Consider the following 22,324-nt stretch of genomic DNA (forward strand, 5'->3'; position numbering starts at 1 on the left):
CAACGACAGGGCCCCTCCGGGGAAACGTGAGCGCGGGCCACGTTCCGGGCAGAACTGTTCGGGCAGAACAGTGGGAAGGACCAGACGGGGGCGGGGCCGGGCCGGGACGCCGGGGCCCTGAAACCCTCCCCTGCCGGTACCAGGAGCCGTGGAGGCGGGCAGTGTCGAGCGCAGCCGAGCAAGAGGCGGTGGAAGCCGTCAGGAATGCCGGGGATGTCACGGGCACGGTACGGAGCGGCGGCCTGACCGCGCCCGCACCGCCTGCCGACGGCCATCCCGGCGCGGGGCAGCCGGCCGGGCAACCGGACAGCCGGCCCGCGGGAGCGCCGAACGGGCAGGCCGGCGGGCCGTCGAACGGGCAGGCCCGGGTCCAGCCGCCCCGGGCGTCCGCGCGCCCCGGGCCACCCGTGTGGCCCGGGTCCTCCCATCCGCTGGGGGCCCGTTTCCACCACGGCCCGGACGGGACGGCGGGCACCAACTTCGCCGTGTGGGCGCAGGGCGCGGAGGCGGTGGAGGTCTGCCTGTTCGACGAGGACGGCGCCGAGACGCGCTGTGCGCTGGCCGAGCTCACGCACGAGATCTGGCACGGTTTCGTGCCGGGCGTGCGCCCCGGGCAGCGGTACGGGTTCCGGGTGCACGGCCGGTGGGACCCCTGGACGGGGGCCCGGCACAATCCGGCGAAGCTGCTCCTGGACCCGTACGCGCGGGCGGTGGACGGGGACTTCACCCTCCCGCCGGAGGTGTACGGGCACGTCCGGGACTGGCCGCAGCAGTACATCGCGGACACCGTCCGGGACGACCGGGACTCGGCGCCGTTCGTGCCCAAGGGGGTGGTCGTCCACGACGACGACGACTGGGCGGACGACGTCCGGCCGAAGACCCCGTGGGCCGATTCGGTGATCTACGAACTGCACGTGCGCGGCTTCACGATGCGCCATCCGGGCGTCCCCGAGGAACTGCGCGGCACCTACGCGGGGCTGGCCCACCCGGCGGCGATCGAGCACCTCACGGGGCTGGGCGTGACGGCGGTGGAACTGCTGCCGGTGCACCAGTTCGCGCACGAGGACCACCTGCTGCGCCGGGGCCTGCGCAACTACTGGGGCTACAACTCGGTCGGCTACTTCGCCCCGCACGCCGGGTACTCGTCGAGCGGGACGGCCGGACAGCAGGTCGGGGAGTTCAAGCGGATGGTCCGGGCCCTGCACGCGGCTGGCATCGAGGTGATCCTCGACGTGGTCTACAACCACACGGCGGAGGCCGGCGAGCTGGGCCCGACGCTGTCCTTGCGCGGGATCGACAACCGCGGCTACTACCGGCTCCAGAGCGACCAGCGCCGGTACTCCGACTACACCGGCTGCGGCAACACCCTGCACGCCGGGCGCCCGCACGTGCTGCGCCTGATCACGGACTCGCTGCGGTACTGGGTCACCGAGATGGGGGTGGACGGCTTCCGCTTCGACCTGGCGGCGGCGCTGGCCCGCTCCATGCACGACGTGGACATGCTGTCCCCGTTCCTCGCGGTGATCGCCCAGGACCCGGTGCTGCGGCGGGTGAAGCTGATCGCCGAGCCCTGGGACGTGGGGTCGGGCGGCTACCAGGTGGGGGCGTTCCCGCCGCTGTGGACGGAGTGGAACGACCGCTACCGGGACGCCGTACGGGACTTCTGGCGGGGCGCGCTGCCCGACGTGCGGGACCTCGGGTACCGGCTGTCGGGGTCGAGCGACCTGTACGCGTGGGGCGGCCGGCGGCCGTACGCCTCGGTGAACTTCGTGACCGCGCACGACGGCTTCACCCTGCGCGACCTGGTGACGTACGAGCGCAAGCACAACGAGGCGAACGGGGAGGAGGGCCGGGACGGCACCAACGACAACCGGTCGTGGAACTGCGGGGCCGAGGGCGAGAGCGACGACGAGCGGATCGGCGCGCTGCGCCGGCGGCAGCTGCGCAACCTCCTGACGAGCCTGCTGCTGTCCACCGGGGTGCCGATGCTGGTCGCGGGCGACGAGTTCGGGCGGACCCAGGGCGGCAACAACAACGCGTACTGCCAGGACAACGAGACGGGCTGGGTGGACTGGTCGCTGCTGGCCGAGCCGTCGTGGCAGCAGCTGCTGGCCCTGACGCGGCGGCTGATCGCGCTGCGGCACACCCACCCGGTGCTGCGCCGGCGGGCGTTCTTCTCCGGGCGGCCGCAGGGCGCGGACGGGCTGCGGGACCTGGCCTGGTTCACGCCGGCGGGGGCGGAGATGACGGAGCGTGACTGGTACGCCCCGGCCGCCGCGCTGGGCATGTACCTCTCGGGGCGGGACATCCCGGGCCGGGACGGGCGGGGCCGGCAGGTGACGGACGACAGCTTCCTGATGCTGCTGCACGCCGGGGACCGGCCGGCACCGTGGGTGCTGCCGGGGGCGCCGTGGGCGGAGCGGTACGCACTCGTCCTGGACACCTCCCGCGAGGACCAGGAGACCGTCCCGGGCAGCTCCCACCGGGGCGGGGAGACCTTCACGGTGCCGGCCCGGTCGGTGCTGCTGTTCCGCGTGACGGCCTGAGGCGCGGCCGGGCGGCCGGGCGGGATGCGGGGGGGGACTCCCCCGGGTCCCGCCCGGCGGCACGTCGGCGGGGGCATCGGGCATCCGTACCGGGAGCCCCCGTCCGTCCTGCGATGATGTGGCCGTCGTACACGCGTGCACTGCACACGCGTGCCATCGAGAAGGTCAGGGGTGCGCATGGCGAGTGTCGGGACCGCGCTGCGGGAGCTGCGCGGGGCACAGAAGTCGGCTAAGGGCGTGTCGCTGTACTCGAGGTTCGTCAACCGGCCCCTGGGCCGCTACCTGGCGGCCGGTTCGCACGCGCTCGGGCTCACCCCGAACCGGGTGACGCTGGTCAGCGCGGTCCTCAGCTTCGCCGGGGCGGCCGCGGTCGCGCTGGCGGCGCCCTCGTGGGGGCTGGGGATCGCCGTGTGGGCCCTGCTCGCCGTCGGGTTCGCCTTCGACTCGGCCGACGGGCAGCTGGCGCGGCTGCGCGGGGGCGGGAGCGCCTCGGGCGAGTGGCTCGACCACGTGGTGGACTGCGCCAAGCTCACCGCGCTGCACACCTGCGTGCTGATCGCCTTCTACCGTTTCCCCGAGGAGTACGGCACGGGCTCCGACGCCTGGCTGCTGGTGCCGCTGGGCTTCCAGTTCGCCGCCGTCGTCACCTTCTTCGGGGGGCTGCTGACCGAGAAGCTGAAGCCGAACGCCGCCCCGGGCAGCCCCGCCGCCGCACCGTCGACGGTGCGCGCGGTGGCCCTGCTCCCCGTGGACTACGGGGTGTTCTGCCTGGTCTTCCTGCTGCTCGGCGGCGAGGGCCTGTTCCGCTGGGCGTACGCGGGACTGGGCGCCGTGGCCACCCTGTTCCTCCTCGCGTTCCTCGCGAAGTGGTACCGGGAGCTCAGCGCCGTTCCGCGCTGACGTTCACCGGGCCCCCGAGGGGCTCGGCGAGCGCGTCCAGTGCCCGGCGCAGCTGGGTGCTGGACGTGTGGACGGTGTACGGGAAGTAGACGACGTCGACGCCGTGGACGGCGAAGTCCCTCTCCAGGCGGTTGCCCTTGGGCGTGCCCCGCCAGTCGTCGCCCTTGAAGATGACGTCGAAGCGGACCTGCTTCCAGGTCTCCAATTTGTCCGGGACGGTCTCGACGAAGGCCGCGTCGACGTACTTCACGCTGCGGACGATCTCCAGCCGCTCGACGAGCGGGATCATCGGGCGGCGGCCCTTGGCCAGTTCCGCCATCTCGTCGGAGACGACTCCGGCCACGAGGTAGTCGCACTGGCTCCGGGCGTGCCGAAGGATGTTGAGATGCCCGATATGGAAGAGATCGTACGCACCCGGCGCATAGCCGACTCGGTACGGGCTGCGCGCCGGCGCACCCACGTCGGACATGTCCTGCTCCGTCATCTGTTACCCCCCAGAGGCCACACCCCCCGGTGTGGCGGATTAGCAGACAATAGCGTGCACGTTCCCCACCATGCCGGTGAACGAATAGGGTGACGTGCGCATCATCCAGGGGAAGAGGGGACGCTCAGTGTCCAGATCCGGTCACCGGCGCCTGCTGCTGGTTTCCACGAATTACGCACCGGAGCACGCGGGTATCGGGCCCTACGCGACCCAGATCGCCGAGCACTGGGCGGATCTCGGCCACGAGACGCATGTCCTGGCGGGCATGCCCCACTACCCGGCGTGGTCGCTCGAGCCGGAGTACAAGGGGGCGCTACGGCGCACGGAACAGCGCGCGGGGGTTCACGTGCACCGGCGTGCGCACACCGTGCCGGCGCGCCAGACCGCCGTGAAGCGGGCCCTGTTCGAAGCATCGATTCTGCTGCACGGCGCCGTGGCCCCGCCCCGGATGCCGAAGCCGGACGCGGTCCTCGCCCAGATGCCCAGCCTGGCCGGCGGGGTACTGGCCGCCCGGCTCGCGGCGAAGTGGAAGGTCCCGTACGTCCCGGTGGTCCAGGACCTGATGGGCGCCGCCGCCGCGCAGAGCGGGATCAGCGGCGGCGACAAGGCGGCCGCGATCGCCGGCCGCGCCGAGGCGTACGCGCTGAAGCGGGCCACCCTGGTCGGCGTCATCCACGAGACCTTCGTGGACCGGGTCGTCGGCATGGGCGTGGACCCGGCGAAGATACGCCTGGTCCCCAACTGGTCCCACGTGGCGGTGCCCACCAAGCCGCGCGGCGAGACCCGCCACCACCTGGGCTGGGCCCCGGGCCAGACGGTCGTCCTGCACTCCGGGAACATGGGGCTCAAGCAGGGGCTCGAAGTCCTCGTCGGCGCCGCGCGGCTCGATCCCGGCGTCCGCTTTGTCCTGATGGGTGACGGCAGTCAGCGCTCGGCCCTGGCGCACCTCGCGGCCGACGTGCCGAACCTTGACATCATCCCCCCTGCCGCTGACGGCGAGTTCCCGGATATCCTCGCCGCGGCGGACGTGCTCGCGGTCACGCAGCACGCCGCCGTCATGGACATGAGCGTGCCGTCGAAACTCACGTCCTACTTCCAGGCCGGCCGGCCGGTCGTCGCCTCCGTGGCGGCGCTGGGCGGGACCGCCCAGGAGGTGGAACGCTCGGGCGCAGGGGTGCTCGTACCGCCGGAGGACCCCGACGCCCTGCTGAAGGCCGTCCGGGCCCTCGCCGAGGACCCGGAGGGCGCGGACGCGCTGGGCGCGGCCGGACCGCGCCACGTGGCGGCCCACCTGAGCCGCGAAGCGGGCCTGGCCCGGATCGACGCACTGATAGACGAAGCACTTGGGGGTCCCCGGCCGTGATCGAGACGAACCGCCCGGCAGCGGCCCCGGCGGAGGACGAACCCGATCTCCTCAGGGACCAGTTCAGGCAGCTCCTGCGCTACCGCCGGCTCATCGGCGCGGGCATCGGGGTCGGCCTGCTGGGCGGCGTCTACCTGGGGATCTCCACGGCGGACACCTACGTGGCCACCGCCGACGTCGTCCTGCGCGCGCCGACGGACGACCCGTTCAACCCGAGCCTCGCCCCCGACAAGGCGATCAACATCGGCTCCGAGCGGCAGGTCGCGCTCAGCTCCTCCATAGCCAACGAGGCCGCGAAGAAGCTCGGCGTGTCCGCCAAGGACTTCAGCGCCCTGCGCGGCGGCCTCCAGGTGACCAACCCGCCGCAGACCATGGTGCTGCGCTTCACCTACACCGCGTCCTCCCCCAAGGAGGCCGCGAAGCGGGCCAACGCGATGACGGACGCGTACCTCCTCAAGCGCCAGGAGTCCCTGGACGCGACCCGCGACAAGATGGTCAAGGGGTACCAGGAGCAGCGCGACCCGGTCGCCAAGCAGCTCGACGAGCTGTCCAAGGACATCGCCCGGATGCCGGCCGGCGCCCCGCGCGACACCGCCACCTCCACCAAGACGGACCTGCAGAGCGAGGTCGGCGGCTACAACGGCAAGATCACCAAGCTCCAGGCCCTGGACATGACCCCGGGCCGGGTCACCAGCGCGGCGACCGCGCCCACGTCGACCGACGGCCCCGGCATCGTCATGTCGCTCGCGCTCGGCGCGGCCGTCGGCCTCGCGCTGGGCCTGCTCGCCGCCTGGGTCCGGCTCGTCTTCGACCCGGCGCCCCGCTCCGAGGGCGACGTGGCCCGCGCCCTGCGCGCGCCGGTCCTCGGCTACCTGCCCCGGGACAAGACCGGCGGCGGCCCGCTGCTCGCCGCCGGCGAGGCCGATCCGCGGCTCGCCGAGGAGTACCGCTCGGTGGCCTTCCGACTCGCCTACGACGCCCGGTTCGCCGACCGGCGCCGGCTGCTGGTCGTCGCCCCCCGCGGCAGCAGCGAGACCGCCGCAGCGGTGGCCGTGAACCTGGCCGCCTCCTTCGCGGAGACCGGCAAGGACGTGCTGCTCATCGAGGCGGACCTGCGCACCCCGGTGCTGGCCAGCCAGCTGCCGACGGACGCCGGCGGCCGGCCGCGCTGGAGCCAGACCCCGGGCAACACGACCGCCGGCGGGCGCCACGGCGACTCCGAGTGGCCCGACGGGCGCCAGCTCGTCGTGGACGCCGGGGAGTCCGGCTCCTTCGACCTGATCCCCGGCGAGCGGGCGCGCAACGTGCCCCGTGCGCTGACCTCGGCGCGCGCCACCCGGCTGATCTCCGAGGCCGACTCCCCCAACTCCACCGTCGTCGTGCTCGCGCCGCCCGTGCTCTCGTACGCCGACGCCCTCGCGCTCGTCGACCGCGTCGACGGGGTGCTGGTCGTCTGCGACCCGCGCGCCGTGCACCGCACCGACCTGTCCCGCATCCGCGAGCTGATCAGCGGCGCCGGCGGCACCGTCCTCGGCGCGGTGCTCCACGCACCGCTGCCCGGCGAGAAGCGCGGCCTCAAGGGCAAGGGCGGCTCCCCCGCCGCCCTTGAGGCGCCGACCGCGGCCGCGAAGCCGCGGCCGCCGCAGCCCCAGCCGATCCCGTTCGAGGTCGCCGAGGCCGAACAGCACATCCCGGGCGACGGCACCGACACGGTCGCCCTGCGCACCGTCCGCACGGGCCGGCGGTGAGCCGGCGCGGACTCGCGGCGGTCGCGTCGGTCCTGGACCAGGCAGCTTCCAGCGCCACCAACATCCTGGTGCTGGTGCTGGCCGCCCGGCTGTCCTCGGCGTCCGGGTTCGCCGACTTCTCGATGGTGTATGTGGCGTTCAGCGTGCTCCTCGGGCTGAACATGGCCTACGTCGGCCAGAGCGTCGTCCTGGAGAAGGGCGAGCGGCTCGGCGCGGTGTGCCGGTCGGCCGTCGGCTTCACCGGCCTCGCCTCGGCCGCCGCGGGCGCCCTGCTCGTCCTCGTGGGGCTGGCGCTGCCCGGCCCGGCCGGGCGGGCCTTCCTCGCGCTGGGCACCGTCCTTCCGCTGGTGCTGCTCCAGGACGGCCTGCGGTACTGCTTCTCGGCGCTGCGCGTGCCCGAACGGGCGCTGGCCGCCGACGCGCTGCGCCTCGCGTGCGTCCTCGCGGCGCTGGCCGTGCAGCCCCAGGGGGCCTCGGCGGGGCGGCTGGTGCTGGTGTGGGGGCTGTCCGCGCTGCCGGCGCTGGCGCTCGGGCTGTGGCTGCTGCGGCCGTACGTACGGGGCGTGCGCGCCGACCTGCGGCCGTACCTGCGGCGCGGTCACCTCGGGCAGCGGTTCGTGGTCGAGTTCGCGGTGGGCAACGGTTCCAGCCAGCTCGCCGTGCTCGGCCTCGGCGTCTTCGCGACCCCGCTCGCCGTCGGCGCGCTGCGCGGGGCGACCACCCTCTTCGGGCCGCTGAACGTGCTGTTCAACTCGGCGAACGCGTTCGGGCCGCCGGTCGTCGGCCGGACCTCCGGCAAGCGGGGCGTCGTCCGCCTCACCGCGCTCATGGGCGGCGCGCTCGCGGTCCTGGGCGCCGGGTGGGGGGCCGTGCTGTACGCGCTCCCCGACCGCGTGGGGCGCCGGCTGCTCGGCGACACCTGGGAGGCCGCGGCCGCGCTGCTGCCGGCCACGGGGGCCCAGTACGCCGTCATGGGGCTCGGCACCTGCGCGCTGCTGACGCTGCGGGTGCTCAACCCGAAGGCGACGCTGTCCCTGCAGGTGGTCTTCTCGCTGCTCTCGGTGGGCCTGCTCGTGGGCGGGTACGTCCTGTGGGGCGTGGCGGGGGCCGCGTGGGGACTGGCGCTGGGCTCCGCCGCGAAGGCGGGCGCGGGCTGGCTCCGGGTGGCCCGGCTGAAGGTGCCCGCGCCGGCCGCCGAGCCAGGCCGGCCGGTGCCGGCGGCCTGATCCGCCGGCTTCAGCGCAGGGTGGTGCCCCTGTCCGCGCGGTACGTGGCGACGAGCGCGAGGCACAGGGCCGCGATCGCGACCCGGCCCGAGGCCTGGAGCAGCGGCCCGCGCAGCAGGATGAAGGAGTAGCCCGCGACCAGCGGCACCACCACCGAGATCAGTGCGCCGGGCGGGGCCCGGCGGGTGGCGCGTTTGGCGTAGCGGCGGTCGACGCGGGCGGCGGCGTACCCCAGGCCGAGCAGTCCGCCGACCATGCCGAGCGGGCCGAAGTCGAGCCACAGTTCGGCCCAGATCGGCGAGGAGAGGTTGGTGTTGACGGTGCCCATCCACTGGCCGACCAGCACGCCCGTGTCGCGCGCCTTGCCGGGCCAGACCGCGCGGGGCACCGCGAACAGGATGGAACCGGCGAGCTGGCGGCCGTAGGCGTGGCCGGGCCCCGACTCGGCGTAGGTGATGGTGTTCGCGAACATGCCGATCTGGTCGTAGTCCTTGAGCGCCATCGGCTCCAGGAAGGACGTCGTCTCGACCGGCTTGTAGTTCTTCTCGTCGTAGCGGAAGCGGTCCGCGAACGGGAAGACGAGGAGGGCGATCACCACGGCCATCGACAGCGCCACCCGGTACATCGCGGCGCTCACCGGGAAGACGGTGAAGAGCAGCGCGAACATGACCGTGAGGAACCAGTAGCGGGGGTTCGAGATCGGGTTGTTGACCACCAGGTTCAGGGCGGCGAGCGCCGACCAGGTGACGATGATCGAGACCTTGCGGCGGGCGAACTTCGAGGTGATCAGCCAGCGCGTGTAGAGCAGCAGGGAGAGCAGCGCCGGGACGGTGCCGAAGCCGCGCAGCAGGGCCTGGCCGGCCTGGCCGTCGCCGCTGGAGACGCCGGCCTCCTCGATGCCCGCGATGATCTCCTGGCGGCTGGAGAAGAACACCGCCGGGCCGCCCAGCTTCATGACGAAGGCCGCACTGCACACGAACGACAGGGCCGCGAGGAGCTGGAGGCGCCGCCGGTGGGCCATGACCGGCCGCTCCTCCTTGCGGGGGCCGCCCGAGCGGACGGTGGGCCGGTGGCGGGCCAGCAGGACGCCCACGTCGAAGGCGAGGCAGCCGAGCAGGACCAGGCCGATGGCGAGGGTCAGGTCGGAGCGCGGGCCGACGACGGGCGTCGGTACCCGGCCGAGTACGGCCTGGGCGAGGGGGGCCACGCCCATGGCCATGTAGACGAACAGCCAGAAGGAGCCCTGGAGCAGCTTGCGGCGGCTGGTGAGGACCATCGCGGAGAGCCGGGCGCCCGCGTACATGGTGAGGAGCAGCTGGAGCCAGAAGGCCGCGTCGCGCTGGCCGTCGCCGGTCTGGACGGCGACGAAGAGCGGCAGGAAGACGGTGAACCCGAGGGCGAGGGGGACGGAGAGCGCCCGGGAGAGCAGGGTGCGCGGGGTGGTGACCCGGCCCCACTTGGCCTCGTCCGCGACCGGCGGCGCCGGGCGCGCCGCGGAGGGCTTGCGTATGTCCGTTGCCACTGCGCCCCCACCCGATGTGCCTGATCCGGCCGCAGTCTAGTCTGAGCGGTCGGCGCCCGGGGAGGCGCCGCCGGGGGTGGACGAAGGGGACCTCAGTTGCGCGATCTTCCTGCCTTCACGCTGGCCGGATACGACAAGGGCCGCGGGCTGCTGACGCAGGCACTTTGGTTCGCCGTGATGAACACGCTGTTCATGAGCTGGTTCTGTCCGGCGCGGGTGCGCGTGGCGCTGCTGCGGGCCTTCGGGGCGAAGATCGGCGAAGGGGTGCTGATCCGGCACCGGGTGCGGATCCTGTGGCCGTGGAAGCTGACCGTCGGGGACCACACCTGGATCGGCGAGGGCGCCTGGGTGCTGAACCTGGAGCCGGTGACGATCGGTTCGCACGTGTGCGTCTCCCAGGAGGCGATGCTGTGCACCGGCTCGCACGACCACCGGGCCGCCGACTTCCGCTACCGCAACGCCCCGATCACCGTCGGGGACGGCGCGTGGGTGGCGGTACGGGCGACCGTGCTGGCCGGGGTGGCCCTGGGCCGCTGCGCGGTCGCGGGCGCCGGTTCCGTCGTGCACAAGGACCTGCCGGAGCTGACCCTGCAGACCCAGGACGGGCGTCGCCGCCCGGTGGAGGAGCCCAAGTGAGAGTCCTGCACGCCGTCACCCTGCACTCGCCCTCGCACGCGTTCGGCGGGCCGGTGCGGGTCGCGCTGAACCTGGCCAAGGGGCTGCGGTCCCGGGGCCACGAGGCGCGGCTGCTCGCGCTGGGCGAGGGCTTCGGGGACCCCTGGCCGACCGAGGTCGAGGGGGTCCCGGCCAAGCTGTTCCCGGCGCGGCGGCTGCTGCCGCTGGGCTTCAGCGGGATGACCTCGCCGGCCCTGCTGGCCTCGGCGGGCCGGCTGGTGCGGGACGCGGACGTGGTCCACGTCCACCTGGCGCGCGACCTGGTGACCCTGCCCGTGGCGCTGGCGGCGCTGCGGGCCGGCAGGCCGCTGGTGCTGCAGACCCACGGCATGGTGGACCCGAGCGGGAAGCTGCTGGCCAAGGTGCTGGACGCGCTGGCCGTACGCCGGGTGCTGCGCGGCGCGGCCGCGGTGCTGTACCTGACCCCGCACGAGCGGGAGGGCCTCGACGCGGTCGTCGGCGGGCCGCTGGCGAACGCGGTGCGCCTCGTCAACGGCACTCCGGCGCAGGAGGAGCGGCCCGCCCCCGAGGGGCCGCCGCGCATCCTGTACTCGGCGCGCCTGCAGGCCCGCAAACGGCCGGTGGACTTCGTGGACGCGGTTCCTGCGGTCCTGGCCGCGCACCCGGACGCGGAATTCGTCGTCGCGGGCCCGGACGAGGGCGAGCGGGCGGCCGTACTGCGCCGGATCGCGGAGCTGGGGCTCGCGGACACGGTACGGGTGCCGGGGGCGCTGAGCGGGCAGGAGGTACTGCGCGAGCTGCGCCGGGCGCACGTCTACGTCCTGCCCTCCGTGGACGAGCCGTTCCCGATGTCGGTGCTGGAGGCCCTCGCCGTGGGCGTGCCCCCGGTGGTGACCCACTCCAACGGCCTGGCCCGCGACATCGCGGCGGCCGGTGCCGGGCGGGCCGTGGACCCCGGTCCGGAGGGCGTGGCGGCGGCGGTGCTGTCGCTGCTGGACCCCGCCGCGAACCGGTCGGCGTCGGCGGCGGCCCGTGAACTGGCCGCCGGTTCGTTCTCGATGGACTCCGTCCTGGACACCCTGCTGCCGGTGTACGGGGCAGCCGTACGCGGCTGACCGCGCGCGGGTCGGCCGCCTCCGGGCGGGCCGCCCGCGCCGTACGGCCGCGGGGTGCGTCGGGTCTCGGGTGACCTCGCGGGGCTCACCCGGCCTCGCGGGTCCTGGATGACGTCTCGGGTCTCAGATGACGTCGCTGGTCTCAGATGACGTCGCGGCGCTCCTGCACCACCGGCACCGCGCCCACGGCGCGACGGCGCTTGAGAATGCTGGAGTACACCGCGAGGCCGATGGCACCCACCGCCATCATGATCACGCCGACCAGATCGAGGTCGACGCTCCGCATCTCCCAGTCCGTCGCGAAGGTGAGGATCGCCCCCACCACGATCAGACCGATGCAGCCGCCCAGGCCGGTCATAGGACTCGCCTCCGAATTCGGTGTCGTTGCGCTCTGGACCCGCGGGTACCCGCGATCCGCAGGCGAAAACACCCCGGCCGACAGGCGGTTGGGCGCCGGCGATCACGAACGCCCCTCCCCCGCACCCGTGATGGGTGGGGGGAGGGGCGTTCGGGATCGCCGGGGACCGCGGGGCGGTCCCCGGGAGACGGGCTGGGGCTAGGCGGGCAGCCAGGCGTAGCAGCCGGTCGAGTTGAACTCGGCGGTGCCGGCCGGGACGGTCGCCGTGATCTTGTCGCCCGCCTTCGGCGGGGTCTCGGGGCCCGAGGCCAGGATCGCCCCGTCCTTGCCCTTCGCCTCCCACGTGCAGTTCACGGCCTGCGTCAGCGCCCGGTAGGTACCGGCCGCCGGCGAGGACCGCGGGCCTTCGGGGAAGCCCTTCTCCGCCGCCGCGAGGATCGGCTTCTGGTCCGGGCACAGCAGGTTGATCGCGTCCTTCGCGCCCGCGATCTCCCCGGTGATGACGGCGCCGGTCGCCGCGTCCTTGTCCCGCTTCGCGGTGCGCTGCACGCGCTGGCAGGACTCCTGGCCGGTCTGCAGGACGGCCGCCGGGTCCATCTTCTCCGGCACCCGGCCACTCAGGTACTTCTTCTCCTGCGCGGTGAAGCTGCCCGTCTTCGGGGTCAGCTTGCTGTCCGGGACGACCGGGCCCGACGGCTTCGCCTCGGGCGAGGGGTCCGTCGTGGCCGGGGTGTCCGCCGGGTCCGGGATCGGCGACGAGGCCGGCGGCTTCGCCTTCGCGTCCCCGGCGGAGTCGGCCTTGTCGCCGCCCGAACTGCAGGCGGTCAGCGTGAGGGCGGCGGCCAGCAGAACAGCAGCCGCTGCGGAGCGTCGGTACATCGGTTGGCTCCCGTACTTACTGGGGTGGGACAGGCGTGCGGGGCCCGGCCGGGTACAGGCCGGGCCCCGCACGCCGTCGATCGGTTACTTCGGGCCGAAGGTGAGGACCAGCTGCGGAGCGGCGTCCGCGGCGGTCGCCTCCGAGGACCAGAGCCACAGCGGGTCGGTGCCCGTGCTCTTCAGGCCCAGGCTGTAGCTGCTGCCCAGGACCGGGGAGACCGCGGCGGTGTCCAGCTCCACGCCGTGCACGGCCGAGCCGTCCGGCACGCCGGAGATGGAGCCGAGCGGCGTGGTGCCGAGGGTCGGCTTCGTGTTGAACGTGGTGCCCGCTCCGCTCCACGTGCCGGTGACCGGGACCACGGACACGGTGTCGGCGGTGCCGGCACCCGCCTGCGTGGTGGTCTTGAACTGCAGCGAGACGGACTTCAGGACCTGACCGGCCGGAGCGGCCGGGAGGTTGAAGCGCAGGTACGACTCGTACGCCGAGGTGCCGCGCACCGCGAGTGAGTTCGCCGCGCCGTAGGCGGTGCTCGGAGCGCCCTGGTTGATGTAGGTGTCCTCGGTCGCGGTGACCTTGGAGACCGTGTCGGACGGGGCCTTGGCCAGGTCGAAGTGGTTCTTGACCTGGGTCTGGGTGAGCGCCGTGGGGTAGACGGCCGTCTCGTCGAGCTGCCCGGTGAAGAAGTTGCTCGTCGGACGGTTCGGCCAGCCGGACAGCTGGTCGCCGCCGACGTGCCAGAAGCCCGCGTAGTTGTGCGTGCTGGTGGCGTTCAGCGAGCCCTTGTTCTGACCGTCGACGTACAGCGTGATGCCGCCGGGGCCCTGGGTGCCGACCACGTGGTGCCACTTGTTGTCGTTGTACGTGTCGAACAGGCCCGTGGAGATGGTCCTGGTCGAGCCGTTGTAGACACCGAAGATGAGGCGACCGGTGTTGGTCATGTAGATGTGCTTGTCGTTCGAGCCGCTGAGGCGGTCGGTGTTGTCGCCGAAGCCGACCAGCTTGCCGCCGCGCGTGGTGTTCGTCTTGAACCACGTCTCGATGGTGAAGGTGCTGCCGACCGTCTGGCGGCGGTCACCGTGGACCTGCTGGCTGGTGCCGTTGAATCCCATCGCCGTGCTGGCACCGGTGACGGCACCGGGGGTCTGGCGCAGGGCCGGGGCGTTCAGCTGGACGCCGCTGGTGTTGCCGCCGTTCGAGGAGTCGGCGACGTACGGGCTGACGGTGTCGTCGAAGCGCCAGTACAGCTGGGCGCCGTCCGCCCGCACCTGGTTCGGGTACGACTGGACCGACATCGGGACCGTGACCGGGGCGGTGGCCGACAGCGCGCTCGTGTTGCCGGCGGCGTCGGTCGCGGTCACCCGGTAGGTGTACGACTGGCCGGCCTTGACCGTGGTGTCGGTCCAGGAGGCCTGGGGACGACGCCACTCCAGGGAGTCGGCGGTCATGGTGTGGATCGGGGAGGCCGAGCCGTTGCGGTAGACGCGGTACGTCAGCTTGCTGTCGTCCGCGTCGTAGCTGGTGCGCCAGCGGACCTGGGCCTCGCCGGGCTTGACGCTGCCGACGCTGGCGACCGGGGTCGTGGGGGCGCCGACGTCGCCGGTGGAGGCGAAGCGGGTCAGGCCCCACTGCGGCTTGCCGTTGATGAGGGTGAACTCACCGCCGACCCACATGTACTTGACGTCGTTCTTCTCGGCCACGGCCATGACGCGCGGGCCGATGCCCTCGGTCAGCTCCATGCCGTCGTTGGCCGTCGGGTGCCAGCCGAGCTTGCCCGGGCCGCGTACGAAGCCGTCCACGGGCGCGGGGGCGGAGCCTTCGTGGTTGGTCGGCTGGGCCAGCAGGAAGTGCCGCTTGCCGTCGGAGAACTCCTGCTCGGTCTTGCAGTCGTGCGCGTGCGAGGAGCTGTAGAGCACTCCCTCGTAGGGCAGGACGAACTGGGTCGCGCCGAGGCAGCGGTCGCGCCACTTCTCGGTGAAGTCGCTGAGCTTGAGGCCGATGCGGCCGTCGAAGACGCCGCCGCCGGAACCCTCGTTGCCCGTGTAGAAGCCGGTGTCGTCGGTGGATATGTCCTTGACGACCGAGTTCGACGGGATGTTGGTGTAGGTCTTGGCGACCGCACCGGTGGTGGAGTTCACCACGGCCAGAGCGTGCGTGTTGGAGCCGTTGACGGAGAAGAAGTCGCCGCCCAGCAGTACGTTCTTGCCGTCCGGGGTGACCTCGACGGCGCGGCCCGGCTCGTCGGCGTCGGCCTTGAAGGGCTTCAGCGCCCCGGAGGAGGCGTCGACCGCGGCGAACCGCTCGCGGCCCTCGCCCTCGACGGTGAAGAAGTCTCCGGCCGCGTACAGGGTGTCGTCGGTGACGGCGAGCCCGCGCACGGTGGCGGCGAAGCTCGGGTGGAACGAGGCCTTGGGGGCACAGCTCGCGATGTCGATCGCGGCGACGCTGGAGACCGGGGTGCCGTTGACGGCTCCGAAGTATCCGCCCGCGTACAGGGTCTTGTTGTCCTTCGAGACGACCAGGGTCCGGACCGTCGCGGTCCCCTCGCCCACGGTGAAGGAGAGCTTGCAGGCGGTCGGGTTGCCCGTCGCGGCATCGAGTGCGACGAAGTTGACGGCGTCCTGCTCGGCGCCCGCGGCGCCCTCGGGCGGACGCACCGACGAGAAGGTGCCGCCGGCGAAGACGGTGCCGTTGGCCTGGGCCATCGCCCAGACGACGCCGTTCGTCTGCCAGGTCGGCAGGTTGTCGGCGGTGAACGCCACCGGCGCTGTGATGGCGGACGCCTGAGGCATCAGCACCAGGCCGATGCCGGTGCCGGCACCGGCCAGTGACAGGACGAGGGCAGCAGTCAGCCCTCTGGATCTACGCATGAGCCCCCCAGGGCAATCGCCCGGTTTGATGGCTGAAACTATCCGAACAGCCATATGTACTGGACGCAGACTAGGGCTCACGCGAGGGCCCGGCCACCTCCCTTGACCCATTGCATACCAACTTGGAATCAACCGGGTTCAGCACGGAGGGTGCACTACGGACATACGGCAGGTTTACCCCGGTCACGTCCGCGCAGAGTGGCGCACGTGACCGGAACACGGCAAATCGTAGGCGAGATATAAGGCCTCAGCGGTCGATGCGGACCGTCACGCCCGCGAGCTGGTCCTCGACCTGGCGGATGTCGGCGTCCACCATGATCTTGGCCAGTTCCGCGACCAGGACCGTCGGCTTCCAGCCGAGCAGCTCGTTGGCCTTGGAGGCGTCGCCGATGAGGGCGTCGACCTCGCTGGGGCGCTCGTACTTGGGGTCGTAGCGCACGTGCTCGTTCCAGTCGAGACCGGCGTGGGAGAAGGAGGCCTCGACGAACTCGCGGACGGAGGCGGCCACACCGGTGGCGACCACGTAGTCGGTGGCCTCGTCCTGCTGGAGCATCCGCCACATGGCGTCGACGTACTCCGGGGCGTAGCCCCAGTCGCGGACGGCGTCGAGGTTGCCGAGGTAGAGCTTCTCCTGCAGGCCGGCCTTGATCCGGGCGACCGCGCGGGTGATCTTGCGGGTCACGAAGGTCTCGCCGCGCCGCGGGGACTCGTGGTTGAAGAGGATGCCGTTCACGGCGAACATGCCGTAGGCCTCACGGTAGTTCACCGTGGTCCAGTACGCGAAGACCTTGGCGGCGCCGTACGGGCTGCGCGGGTGGAACGGCGTGCCCTCGTTCTGCGGGGGCGGGGTGGCGCCGAACATCTCCGAGGACGAGGCCTGGTAGATGCGGGTGTCGATCCCGCTGGCCCGGATCGCCTCCAGCAGCCGCAGCGCGCCGAGGCCCGTGACGTCGCCCGTGTAGAGGGGGGCGTCGAAGGAGACGCGGACGTGGGACTGGGCGCCGAGGTTGTAGACCTCGTCGGGCTGTATCCCGCGCAGCAGGTTCACCAGGGCGACGCCGTCGGAGAGGTCCGCGTGGTGCAGGACGAAGGACCGGTTGGCGGTCTGGGGGTCCTGGTAGATGTGGTCGATCCGCTCCGTGTTGAAGCTGGAGGAGCGCCGCACGAGCCCGTGCACCGTGTAGCCCTTGGAGAGGAGCAGCTCTGCGAGGTACGAGCCGTCCTGCCCGGTGACGCCGGTGATCAGTGCGGTCTTGCCCATGGGTTCCCCTTGGTGGTGGTCGGTGCTGTTCGTCGTGGTGAGGCTGCGCCTCGGGGTGCGTGCGGCGGACCGCCCCGGCAGGGGGCGCGCCCCGCGTGCGGGCCGCCGCCCGGGGGCTGGATGGGTACCGTACACGCCCGTTCCGGCTGGCTTTGCAGTGGATTGGAGCCCGCGGCGGCCGGGTGCCGGCCGGTGGACCGGGCGGATCCGCGCGGGAGCGGACTGGCATCATCGGCGGTATGACAAGTTCGCTGCCGCTCCTGCCCCCGAACGCCCGCGTCTTCGTCGCGGGCCACCGCGGCCTCGTGGGCTCCGCGGTCGCCCGCCGCCTGACCGCCGACGGTCACGAGGTGCTCACCCGGGGCCGCGCCGACCTCGACCTTCGCGACGCCGACGCGACCGGGGCGTACCTGAAGGGCGTCCGCCCGGACGCCGTCGTGCTGGCCGCCGCCAAGGTGGGCGGCATCATGGCCAACAGCACGTACCCAGTGCAGTTCCTGGAGGACAACCTCAAGATCCAGCTGAGCGTCATCGCCGGGGCGCACGCCGCCGGCGTGCACCGCCTGCTGTTCCTCGGGTCCTCCTGCATCTACCCGAAGCTGGCCCCGCAGCCGATCAGTGAGGACGCCCTGCTGACCGGCCCGCTGGAGCCGACCAACGAGGCGTACGCCCTCGCGAAGATCGCCGGCATCGTCCAGGTCCAGTCGTACCGCAAGCAGTACGGGGCCTCGTTCATCTCGGCCATGCCGACGAACCTCTACGGCCCGGGCGACAACTTCGACCTGGAGTCCTCGCACGTGCTGCCGGCCCTCGTCCGGCGCTTCCACGAGGCCGCGGCCGAAGGGCGGGACGAGGTCACCCTGTGGGGCTCCGGCACCCCCCGCCGGGAGTTCCTGCACGTCGACGACCTGGCCGCCGCCTGCGCCGTGCTGCTGAACGGCTACGACGGGGACGAGCCGGTCAACATCGGCTGCGGCGAGGACCTGACCATCAAGGAGCTCGCCGAGACGGTCGCCGAGGTGACCGGCTTCCGGGGCCGGCTCGCCTGGGACACGTCCAAGCCGGACGGGACCCCCCGCAAGCTGCTGGACGTGTCCCGTCTGACCTCGCTCGGCTGGAAGCCCGGCATCCCGCTGCGGGACGGCATCGCCTCCACCTACCGGTGGTGGCGCGAGCAGGGCTGATCTCAAGGCATCGGCCCCTCAGTACGCCCCGCGACCGTCGACGACGGCGCGGAGCGTGCGGCCCATGACGTCGACGTCGCTGGTGAAGGACCAGTTGTCGACGTACTGCAGGTCAAGCTGAATCGTCTCATCCCAGGACAGGTCGGACCTCCCGCTGATCTGCCACAACCCGGTCATCCCGGGCCGCACGCTGAGCCGGCGCAGTTCGACGTCGTCGTACTCCGCGACCTCCTCGGGCAGCGGCGGGCGCGGGCCGACCAGGGACATGTGGCCGGTGAGCACGTTGAGCAGCTGGGGCAGTTCGTCCATGGAGGTACGGCGCAGCAGCCGGCCGACGCGGGTGACCCGGGGGTCGCGGCGCATCTTGAACATCAGGCCGTCGTTCTCGTTCGCCCCGGCCAGTTCGGCCTTCCGCGCGTCGGCGTCCACGACCATCGTGCGGAACTTCCACATGACGAAGGGGACGCCGTCGCGGCCGATGCGCCGCTGGCGGTAGAAGGCCGGGCCGCGCGAGCCGACCCGTATCGACAGGACGATCCCCAGGAAGAACGGGGAGAGCAGCAGCAGCCCGAGCGCGGCGCCCGCCCGGTCCAGGGCCGACTTCAGGACGGTCTGCACGCCGCGGCTGACCGGCGGGACGACCCGCAGCATGGCCAGCCCCCCGGCGGACAGGGTCTCGAGCCGCTTGACGGAGACCTCCACCAGCCCAGGGAAGACCGCGAGTTCCAGGCCCGCGTCGTGCAGGGCCCAGGCCACGCGGCGCAGCCGCTCCCCCGCGAAGCGCGCTCCGGGGGCGACGAGCACCAGGTCGGCGTGGTGGCTGCGGACGGCGCCGAGGACGGCGGAGGAGTCCCCGTGAGAGGCCTCGGGCATCGCCTCGCCGAGGCGGGCGGCGACCGGGACTCCGCTGGCGAGGTCGCCGGCGCCGACCGGGACCATGCCGACGACGACGTACGGGTGGTCGGTGCGCGCGGCGAGGTGGGCGATGACGTCCTCGGCCGCGCCGGGCTCGCCCACCACGAGGACCCGGCTGACGGCCTGGGCCTCGCGGCGGGCAGCGGAGAGGTGGCGGTAGGTCAGTTTGTGGCAGGCGACGGTGACGAGCAGGGCGGGCAGCAGGGCCCCGAGCGCGGCCAGCCGGGGGGTGTCCTCCTCGGTCACCACGCGTGCCACGGCGAGGACGCCGATGAGAATCAGCCAGTCGTGTACGACCGGCAGGACTCCGCGCGATTCCCCGAGCGAACGGGCGGTGTAGCGGCGGCGCAACGCCTGTACCCCGGTCCAGGCGAGCGCGGCACCGAGGGCGCAGTAGAGCGGCCGGACCTGCCCGGCGGCCGCGAAGACGAGTCCTACGGGTACGGCCGCGCCCAGGACGTCGGCGGAGACGGCCGCGGGCAGGTACCAGCGGGCCTTGTCACCGAGCCGGCGTACGGGCACAGCGGACTCCTGGGCCGTCCTGGCCACTCTTTGCGCAGGAAAATGGACATGCCTCATGGGCCCCCCTGGCACGTGGTCTATGACAGTGACGGCTGCCCATCGCTTCCCCTGGCAACGGACATCTGCCGCACCGGGAAACAGTACGACAAACACCCGTACGGTAAATGCCGTTTGCGTCAACGAGACCTCTTATTGTCCAAGTGTTAGCAACCGGTACCAGCCGTTCCGAATGCCGGACGGTTTTCGCGGCACACAAAGGTGAATGGTTCGGATACCGGATACGTCACCTCGGACAACGAACCGTTTCCAGCCAACCTTTTGACGCGGCCCTGACATTGCGTGCCGTAGGTGTCACTCTTCGACCGTTCATCGCACCAGCCCTGATCTGCCCGGAGGCCCACCCAGCCGTCCGGAACCCCCCTTGCAGAAGGAGTCTGCGTTGAGGTCCACCCCCCAGAGGCGTGCCACAGCGGCCGGCGCGCTCGTAGCCGCGGCAGCCCTGCTCGCCGTCGGTATACAGACCGGCACCGCGACCGCCGACGCCACCGCGTCGCAGGCACGTACGGCCGCCCAGCCCAACCCGGGCGCGGCGAACGTCAAACTCAGCGCTTCGGAGCGTGCGACGCTCCTTGCCGAGGCCAACTCCACCACCGTGCAGGCCGCCAAGGCCCTCGGCCTCGGCAGCGGCGAGAAGCTGGTCGTCCGCGACGTCGTCAAGGACGCGGACGGAACCACGCACACCTCGTACGAGCGCACCTACGACGGCCTTCCGGTGCTCGGCGGTGACCTCACCGTCCACGCCAAGGGCGGCGTCACCCAGAGCGTGACCAAGGCGACCCACCACGAGATCAAGGTCGCGGACACCACCGCCACGGTCACCCCGGCCGCCGCCGAGGGCCAGGCGGTCGCCGCCGCCAACGCCGAGGGCTCCAAGGAGGCCAAGGCCTCCAAGAGCGCCCGCAAGGTGATCTGGGCGGCCGAGGGCGCTCCGGTCCTCGCGTTCGAGACGGTCGTCGGCGGCCTCCAGCACGACGGGACGCCGAACGAACTGCACGTGGTGACCAACGCCAGGACCGGCGCCAAGATCACCGAGTGGCAGGCCGTCGAGACCGGCACCGGCAACACCATGTACAGCGGCCAGGTGACGCTCGGGACCACGCAGTCGGGCAGCACGTACAACCTGACCGACGCGGCGCGCGGCAACCACAAGACGTACAACCTCAACCGGGGCTCCTCGGGCACCGGCACGCTCTTCTCCGGCCCGGACGACGTCTGGGGCAACGGGCTGCCGGCCAACCTGGAGACCGCCGCCGCCGACGCCCACTACGGCGCCGCGGTCACGTGGGACTACTTCAAGAACGTGCACGGCCGCAACGGGCTGCGCAACGACGGCGTGGCCCCGTACACCCGGGTCCACTACGGCAACAACTACGTGAACGCCTTCTGGCAGGACTCCTGCTTCTGCATGACGTACGGCGACGGTGACGGCAACGCCAAGCCCCTCACCTCCACCGACGTGGCCGCGCACGAGATGACGCACGGCCTGACCTCGGTCACCGGCAACATGACCTACAGCGGCGAGCCCGGCGGCCTCAACGAGGCGACCTCCGACATCATGGCGGCGGCCGTCGAGTTCTACGCCAACAACCCGCAGGACCTCGGCGACTACAACGTCGGCGAGAAGATCGACATCCGCGGCAACGGCACCCCGCTGCGCTACATGGACAAGCCGAGCAAGGACGGCTCGTCCAAGGACGCGTGGTACTCGGGCATCGGCTCGATCGACGTCCACTACTCCTCGGGTCCGGCCAACCACTGGTACTACCTGGCCTCCGAGGGCTCGGGCGCCAAGGTAGTCAACGGCGTGAGCTACGACTCGCCGACCTCCGACGGCCTGCCGGTCACCGCGATCGGCCGCGACGCCGCCTCGAAGATCTGGTTCCGCGCGTTGACGGTCGGCTACTTCAAGTCGAACACCAACTACGCGGACGCCCGCGTCCAGACGCTGAAGGCCGCGGCCGACCTGTACGGCCAGGGCTCCACCATCTACAACAACGTGGCCAACGCCTGGGCCGGCGTCAATGTCGGTCCCCGGATCGTCTCCGGCGTCACCGTCAACCCGATCGCCAACCAGAACACCCAGGTCGGTGGCGCGGCGAGCCTGCAGGTCCAGGCCACCAGCACCAACCCGGGCGCGCTGAGCTACGCGGCGAGCGGCCTGCCGGCCGGTCTGTCGATCAACTCCTCCACCGGCCTGATCTCGGGCACGGCCACCACCGCGGGCACGTCCAACGTGACCGTCACGGTGACCGACTCGGCGAGCAAGACGGGTACGGCGTCCTTCACCTGGACCGTCGGCACCAGCCAGCCGAGCGTCTTCGAGAACACGACCGACTACGCCATCGCCGACAACGCGACGGTCGAGTCCCCGATCACCGTGAACCGCACGGGCAACGCCCCGAGCACCCTCAAGGTGGACGTGAACATCCTGCACACCTACGTCGGTGACCTGAAGGTCGACCTCGTCGCCCCGGACGGCACCCTCTACAACCTGCGCAACCGCACCGGCGGCAGCGCGGACAACATCGTCCAGTCCTTCACCGTGAACGCCTCCTCCGAGGTCGCCAGCGGTGTCTGGAAGCTGCGGGTCGCGGACCTGGCCAGCGCGGACGTCGGCAAGATCGACAGCTGGAAGCTCACCTTCTGACCCTGCGGGGCCGGACACCAGGAGCTGAACGGCGAGAGCCGCACCGTTAGACACGGGGCCGCCCGGGAGGAAACCTCCCCGGGCGGCCCT

General features: G+C 72.2%; 16 protein-coding genes. 9 read left to right on the top strand and 7 right to left on the bottom strand.

Annotation, left to right across the window (positions count from 1 at the left end; translation table 11 throughout):
- The first annotated feature begins 161 nt into the window (after positions 1-161).
- Together glgX and ACFWTC_RS27890 are read left to right on the top strand one after the other, a co-directional pair.
- Positions 162-2,546 carry a glycogen debranching protein GlgX gene (gene glgX / locus ACFWTC_RS27885; RefSeq protein ID WP_384026694.1) on the top strand — a complete coding sequence of 795 codons (2,385 nt, stop codon included), beginning with the start codon at positions 162-164 and terminating at the stop codon, positions 2,544-2,546.
- A gap of 177 nt (positions 2,547-2,723) precedes the next feature.
- Entirely contained in the window at positions 2,724-3,446 is a 723-nt protein-coding gene (locus ACFWTC_RS27890; protein WP_384026697.1) for a CDP-alcohol phosphatidyltransferase family protein, read from the top strand.
- On the opposite strand, the gene ACFWTC_RS27895 is transcribed toward ACFWTC_RS27890, so the two are convergent.
- Positions 3,427-3,930 (bottom strand): adenylyltransferase/cytidyltransferase family protein, encoded by a 504-nt coding sequence (locus ACFWTC_RS27895; RefSeq protein WP_383920418.1) that lies wholly within the window; start codon positions 3,928-3,930, stop codon positions 3,427-3,429. The genes ACFWTC_RS27890 and ACFWTC_RS27895 overlap by 20 nt on opposite strands.
- A gap of 157 nt (positions 3,931-4,087) precedes the next feature.
- Here ACFWTC_RS27895 and ACFWTC_RS27900 point away from each other — a divergent pair, with 157 nt between their 5' ends.
- The 3 genes from ACFWTC_RS27900 to ACFWTC_RS27910 are packed head-to-tail and all read left to right on the top strand — an operon-like array spanning position 4,088 to position 8,267.
- The gene (locus tag ACFWTC_RS27900; protein WP_383920452.1) at positions 4,088-5,293 is read left to right on the top strand and encodes a glycosyltransferase family 4 protein; all 1,206 of its coding nucleotides are present in this window, start codon (positions 4,088-4,090) and stop codon (positions 5,291-5,293) included.
- Positions 5,290-7,041, top strand: a complete 1,752-nt coding sequence (locus ACFWTC_RS27905; RefSeq protein ID WP_384026700.1) for a lipopolysaccharide biosynthesis protein — start codon at positions 5,290-5,292, stop codon at positions 7,039-7,041. Before ACFWTC_RS27900 ends, ACFWTC_RS27905 begins: the two co-directional genes overlap by 4 nt.
- A complete protein-coding gene (locus ACFWTC_RS27910) occupies positions 7,038-8,267 on the top strand; it encodes a hypothetical protein (protein ID WP_383920423.1) in 1,230 nt (409 codons plus the stop codon). The genes ACFWTC_RS27905 and ACFWTC_RS27910 overlap by 4 nt, the downstream gene beginning before the upstream one ends.
- 10 nt (positions 8,268-8,277) lie before the next feature.
- Here ACFWTC_RS27910 and ACFWTC_RS27915 read toward each other — a convergent pair whose 3' ends face one another.
- Entirely contained in the window at positions 8,278-9,789 is a 1,512-nt protein-coding gene (locus ACFWTC_RS27915) for a hypothetical protein (protein ID WP_383920426.1), read from the bottom strand.
- A gap of 96 nt (positions 9,790-9,885) precedes the next feature.
- Here ACFWTC_RS27915 and ACFWTC_RS27920 point away from each other — a divergent pair, with 96 nt between their 5' ends.
- Both ACFWTC_RS27920 and ACFWTC_RS27925 read left to right on the top strand, forming a co-directional pair.
- Complete coding sequence (locus ACFWTC_RS27920) at positions 9,886-10,425, top strand: WcaF family extracellular polysaccharide biosynthesis acetyltransferase (RefSeq protein ID WP_383920429.1); 540 nt, start codon at positions 9,886-9,888, stop codon at positions 10,423-10,425.
- Positions 10,422-11,540 (top strand): glycosyltransferase, encoded by a 1,119-nt coding sequence (locus ACFWTC_RS27925; protein WP_383920432.1) that lies wholly within the window; start codon positions 10,422-10,424, stop codon positions 11,538-11,540. Before ACFWTC_RS27920 ends, ACFWTC_RS27925 begins: the two co-directional genes overlap by 4 nt.
- Before the next feature lie 142 nt (positions 11,541-11,682).
- On the opposite strand, the gene ACFWTC_RS27930 is transcribed toward ACFWTC_RS27925, so the two are convergent.
- The 4 genes from ACFWTC_RS27930 to gmd all read right to left on the bottom strand — a co-directional run bounded on the left by ACFWTC_RS27930 (position 11,683) and on the right by gmd (position 16,906).
- A complete protein-coding gene (locus ACFWTC_RS27930; RefSeq protein ID WP_383920435.1) occupies positions 11,683-11,898 on the bottom strand; it encodes a DUF6458 family protein in 216 nt (71 codons plus the stop codon).
- 198 nt (positions 11,899-12,096) lie between these two features.
- On the bottom strand, positions 12,097-12,777 hold the full coding sequence (locus ACFWTC_RS27935; protein WP_383920438.1) for a hypothetical protein: 681 nt from the start codon (positions 12,775-12,777) through the stop codon (positions 12,097-12,099).
- Positions 12,778-12,861: 84 nt separating this feature from the next.
- Positions 12,862-15,645, bottom strand: a complete 2,784-nt coding sequence (locus ACFWTC_RS27940; protein WP_383928889.1) for a LamG-like jellyroll fold domain-containing protein — start codon at positions 15,643-15,645, stop codon at positions 12,862-12,864.
- 247 nt (positions 15,646-15,892) lie between these two features.
- Complete coding sequence (gene gmd / locus ACFWTC_RS27945) at positions 15,893-16,906, bottom strand: GDP-mannose 4,6-dehydratase (protein ID WP_383928891.1); 1,014 nt, start codon at positions 16,904-16,906, stop codon at positions 15,893-15,895.
- Positions 16,907-17,145: 239 nt separating this feature from the next.
- Here gmd and ACFWTC_RS27950 point away from each other — a divergent pair, with 239 nt between their 5' ends.
- Positions 17,146-18,090 carry a GDP-L-fucose synthase family protein gene (locus ACFWTC_RS27950; RefSeq protein ID WP_383928894.1) on the top strand — a complete coding sequence of 315 codons (945 nt, stop codon included), beginning with the start codon at positions 17,146-17,148 and terminating at the stop codon, positions 18,088-18,090.
- 18 nt (positions 18,091-18,108) lie between these two features.
- Here ACFWTC_RS27950 and ACFWTC_RS27955 read toward each other — a convergent pair whose 3' ends face one another.
- Entirely contained in the window at positions 18,109-19,584 is a 1,476-nt protein-coding gene (locus ACFWTC_RS27955; RefSeq protein ID WP_383928897.1) for a sugar transferase, read from the bottom strand.
- A gap of 382 nt (positions 19,585-19,966) precedes the next feature.
- On the opposite strand from ACFWTC_RS27955, the gene ACFWTC_RS27960 reads away from it, so the two are divergent.
- Positions 19,967-22,234 (top strand): M4 family metallopeptidase, encoded by a 2,268-nt coding sequence (locus ACFWTC_RS27960; protein WP_383928900.1) that lies wholly within the window; start codon positions 19,967-19,969, stop codon positions 22,232-22,234.
- Positions 22,235-22,324: the final 90 nt, after the last annotated feature.

It is taken from the genome of Streptomyces sp. NPDC058619 (assembly GCF_042717785.1).
Taxonomy (GTDB): domain Bacteria; phylum Actinomycetota; class Actinomycetes; order Streptomycetales; family Streptomycetaceae; genus Streptomyces.

What these genes read in the sequence shown, in the direction of transcription:
- ACFWTC_RS27890 (WP_384026697.1), top strand. Translation starts at nt 2,724, where the DNA reads ATGGCGAGTGTCGGGACCGCGCTGCGGGAGCTGCGCGGGGCACAGAAG.
- ACFWTC_RS27895 (WP_383920418.1), bottom strand. Translation starts at nt 3,930, where the DNA reads ATGACGGAGCAGGACATGTCCGACGTGGGTGCGCCGGCGCGCAGCCCG.
- ACFWTC_RS27930 (WP_383920435.1), bottom strand. Translation starts at nt 11,898, where the DNA reads ATGACCGGCCTGGGCGGCTGCATCGGTCTGATCGTGGTGGGGGCGATC.
- ACFWTC_RS27935 (WP_383920438.1), bottom strand. Translation starts at nt 12,777, where the DNA reads ATGTACCGACGCTCCGCAGCGGCTGCTGTTCTGCTGGCCGCCGCCCTC.
- ACFWTC_RS27940 (WP_383928889.1), bottom strand. Translation starts at nt 15,645, where the DNA reads ATGCGTAGATCCAGAGGGCTGACTGCTGCCCTCGTCCTGTCACTGGCC.
- gmd (WP_383928891.1), bottom strand. Translation starts at nt 16,906, where the DNA reads ATGGGCAAGACCGCACTGATCACCGGCGTCACCGGGCAGGACGGCTCG.
- ACFWTC_RS27950 (WP_383928894.1), top strand. Translation starts at nt 17,146, where the DNA reads ATGACAAGTTCGCTGCCGCTCCTGCCCCCGAACGCCCGCGTCTTCGTC.
- ACFWTC_RS27955 (WP_383928897.1), bottom strand. Translation starts at nt 19,584, where the DNA reads ATGAGGCATGTCCATTTTCCTGCGCAAAGAGTGGCCAGGACGGCCCAG.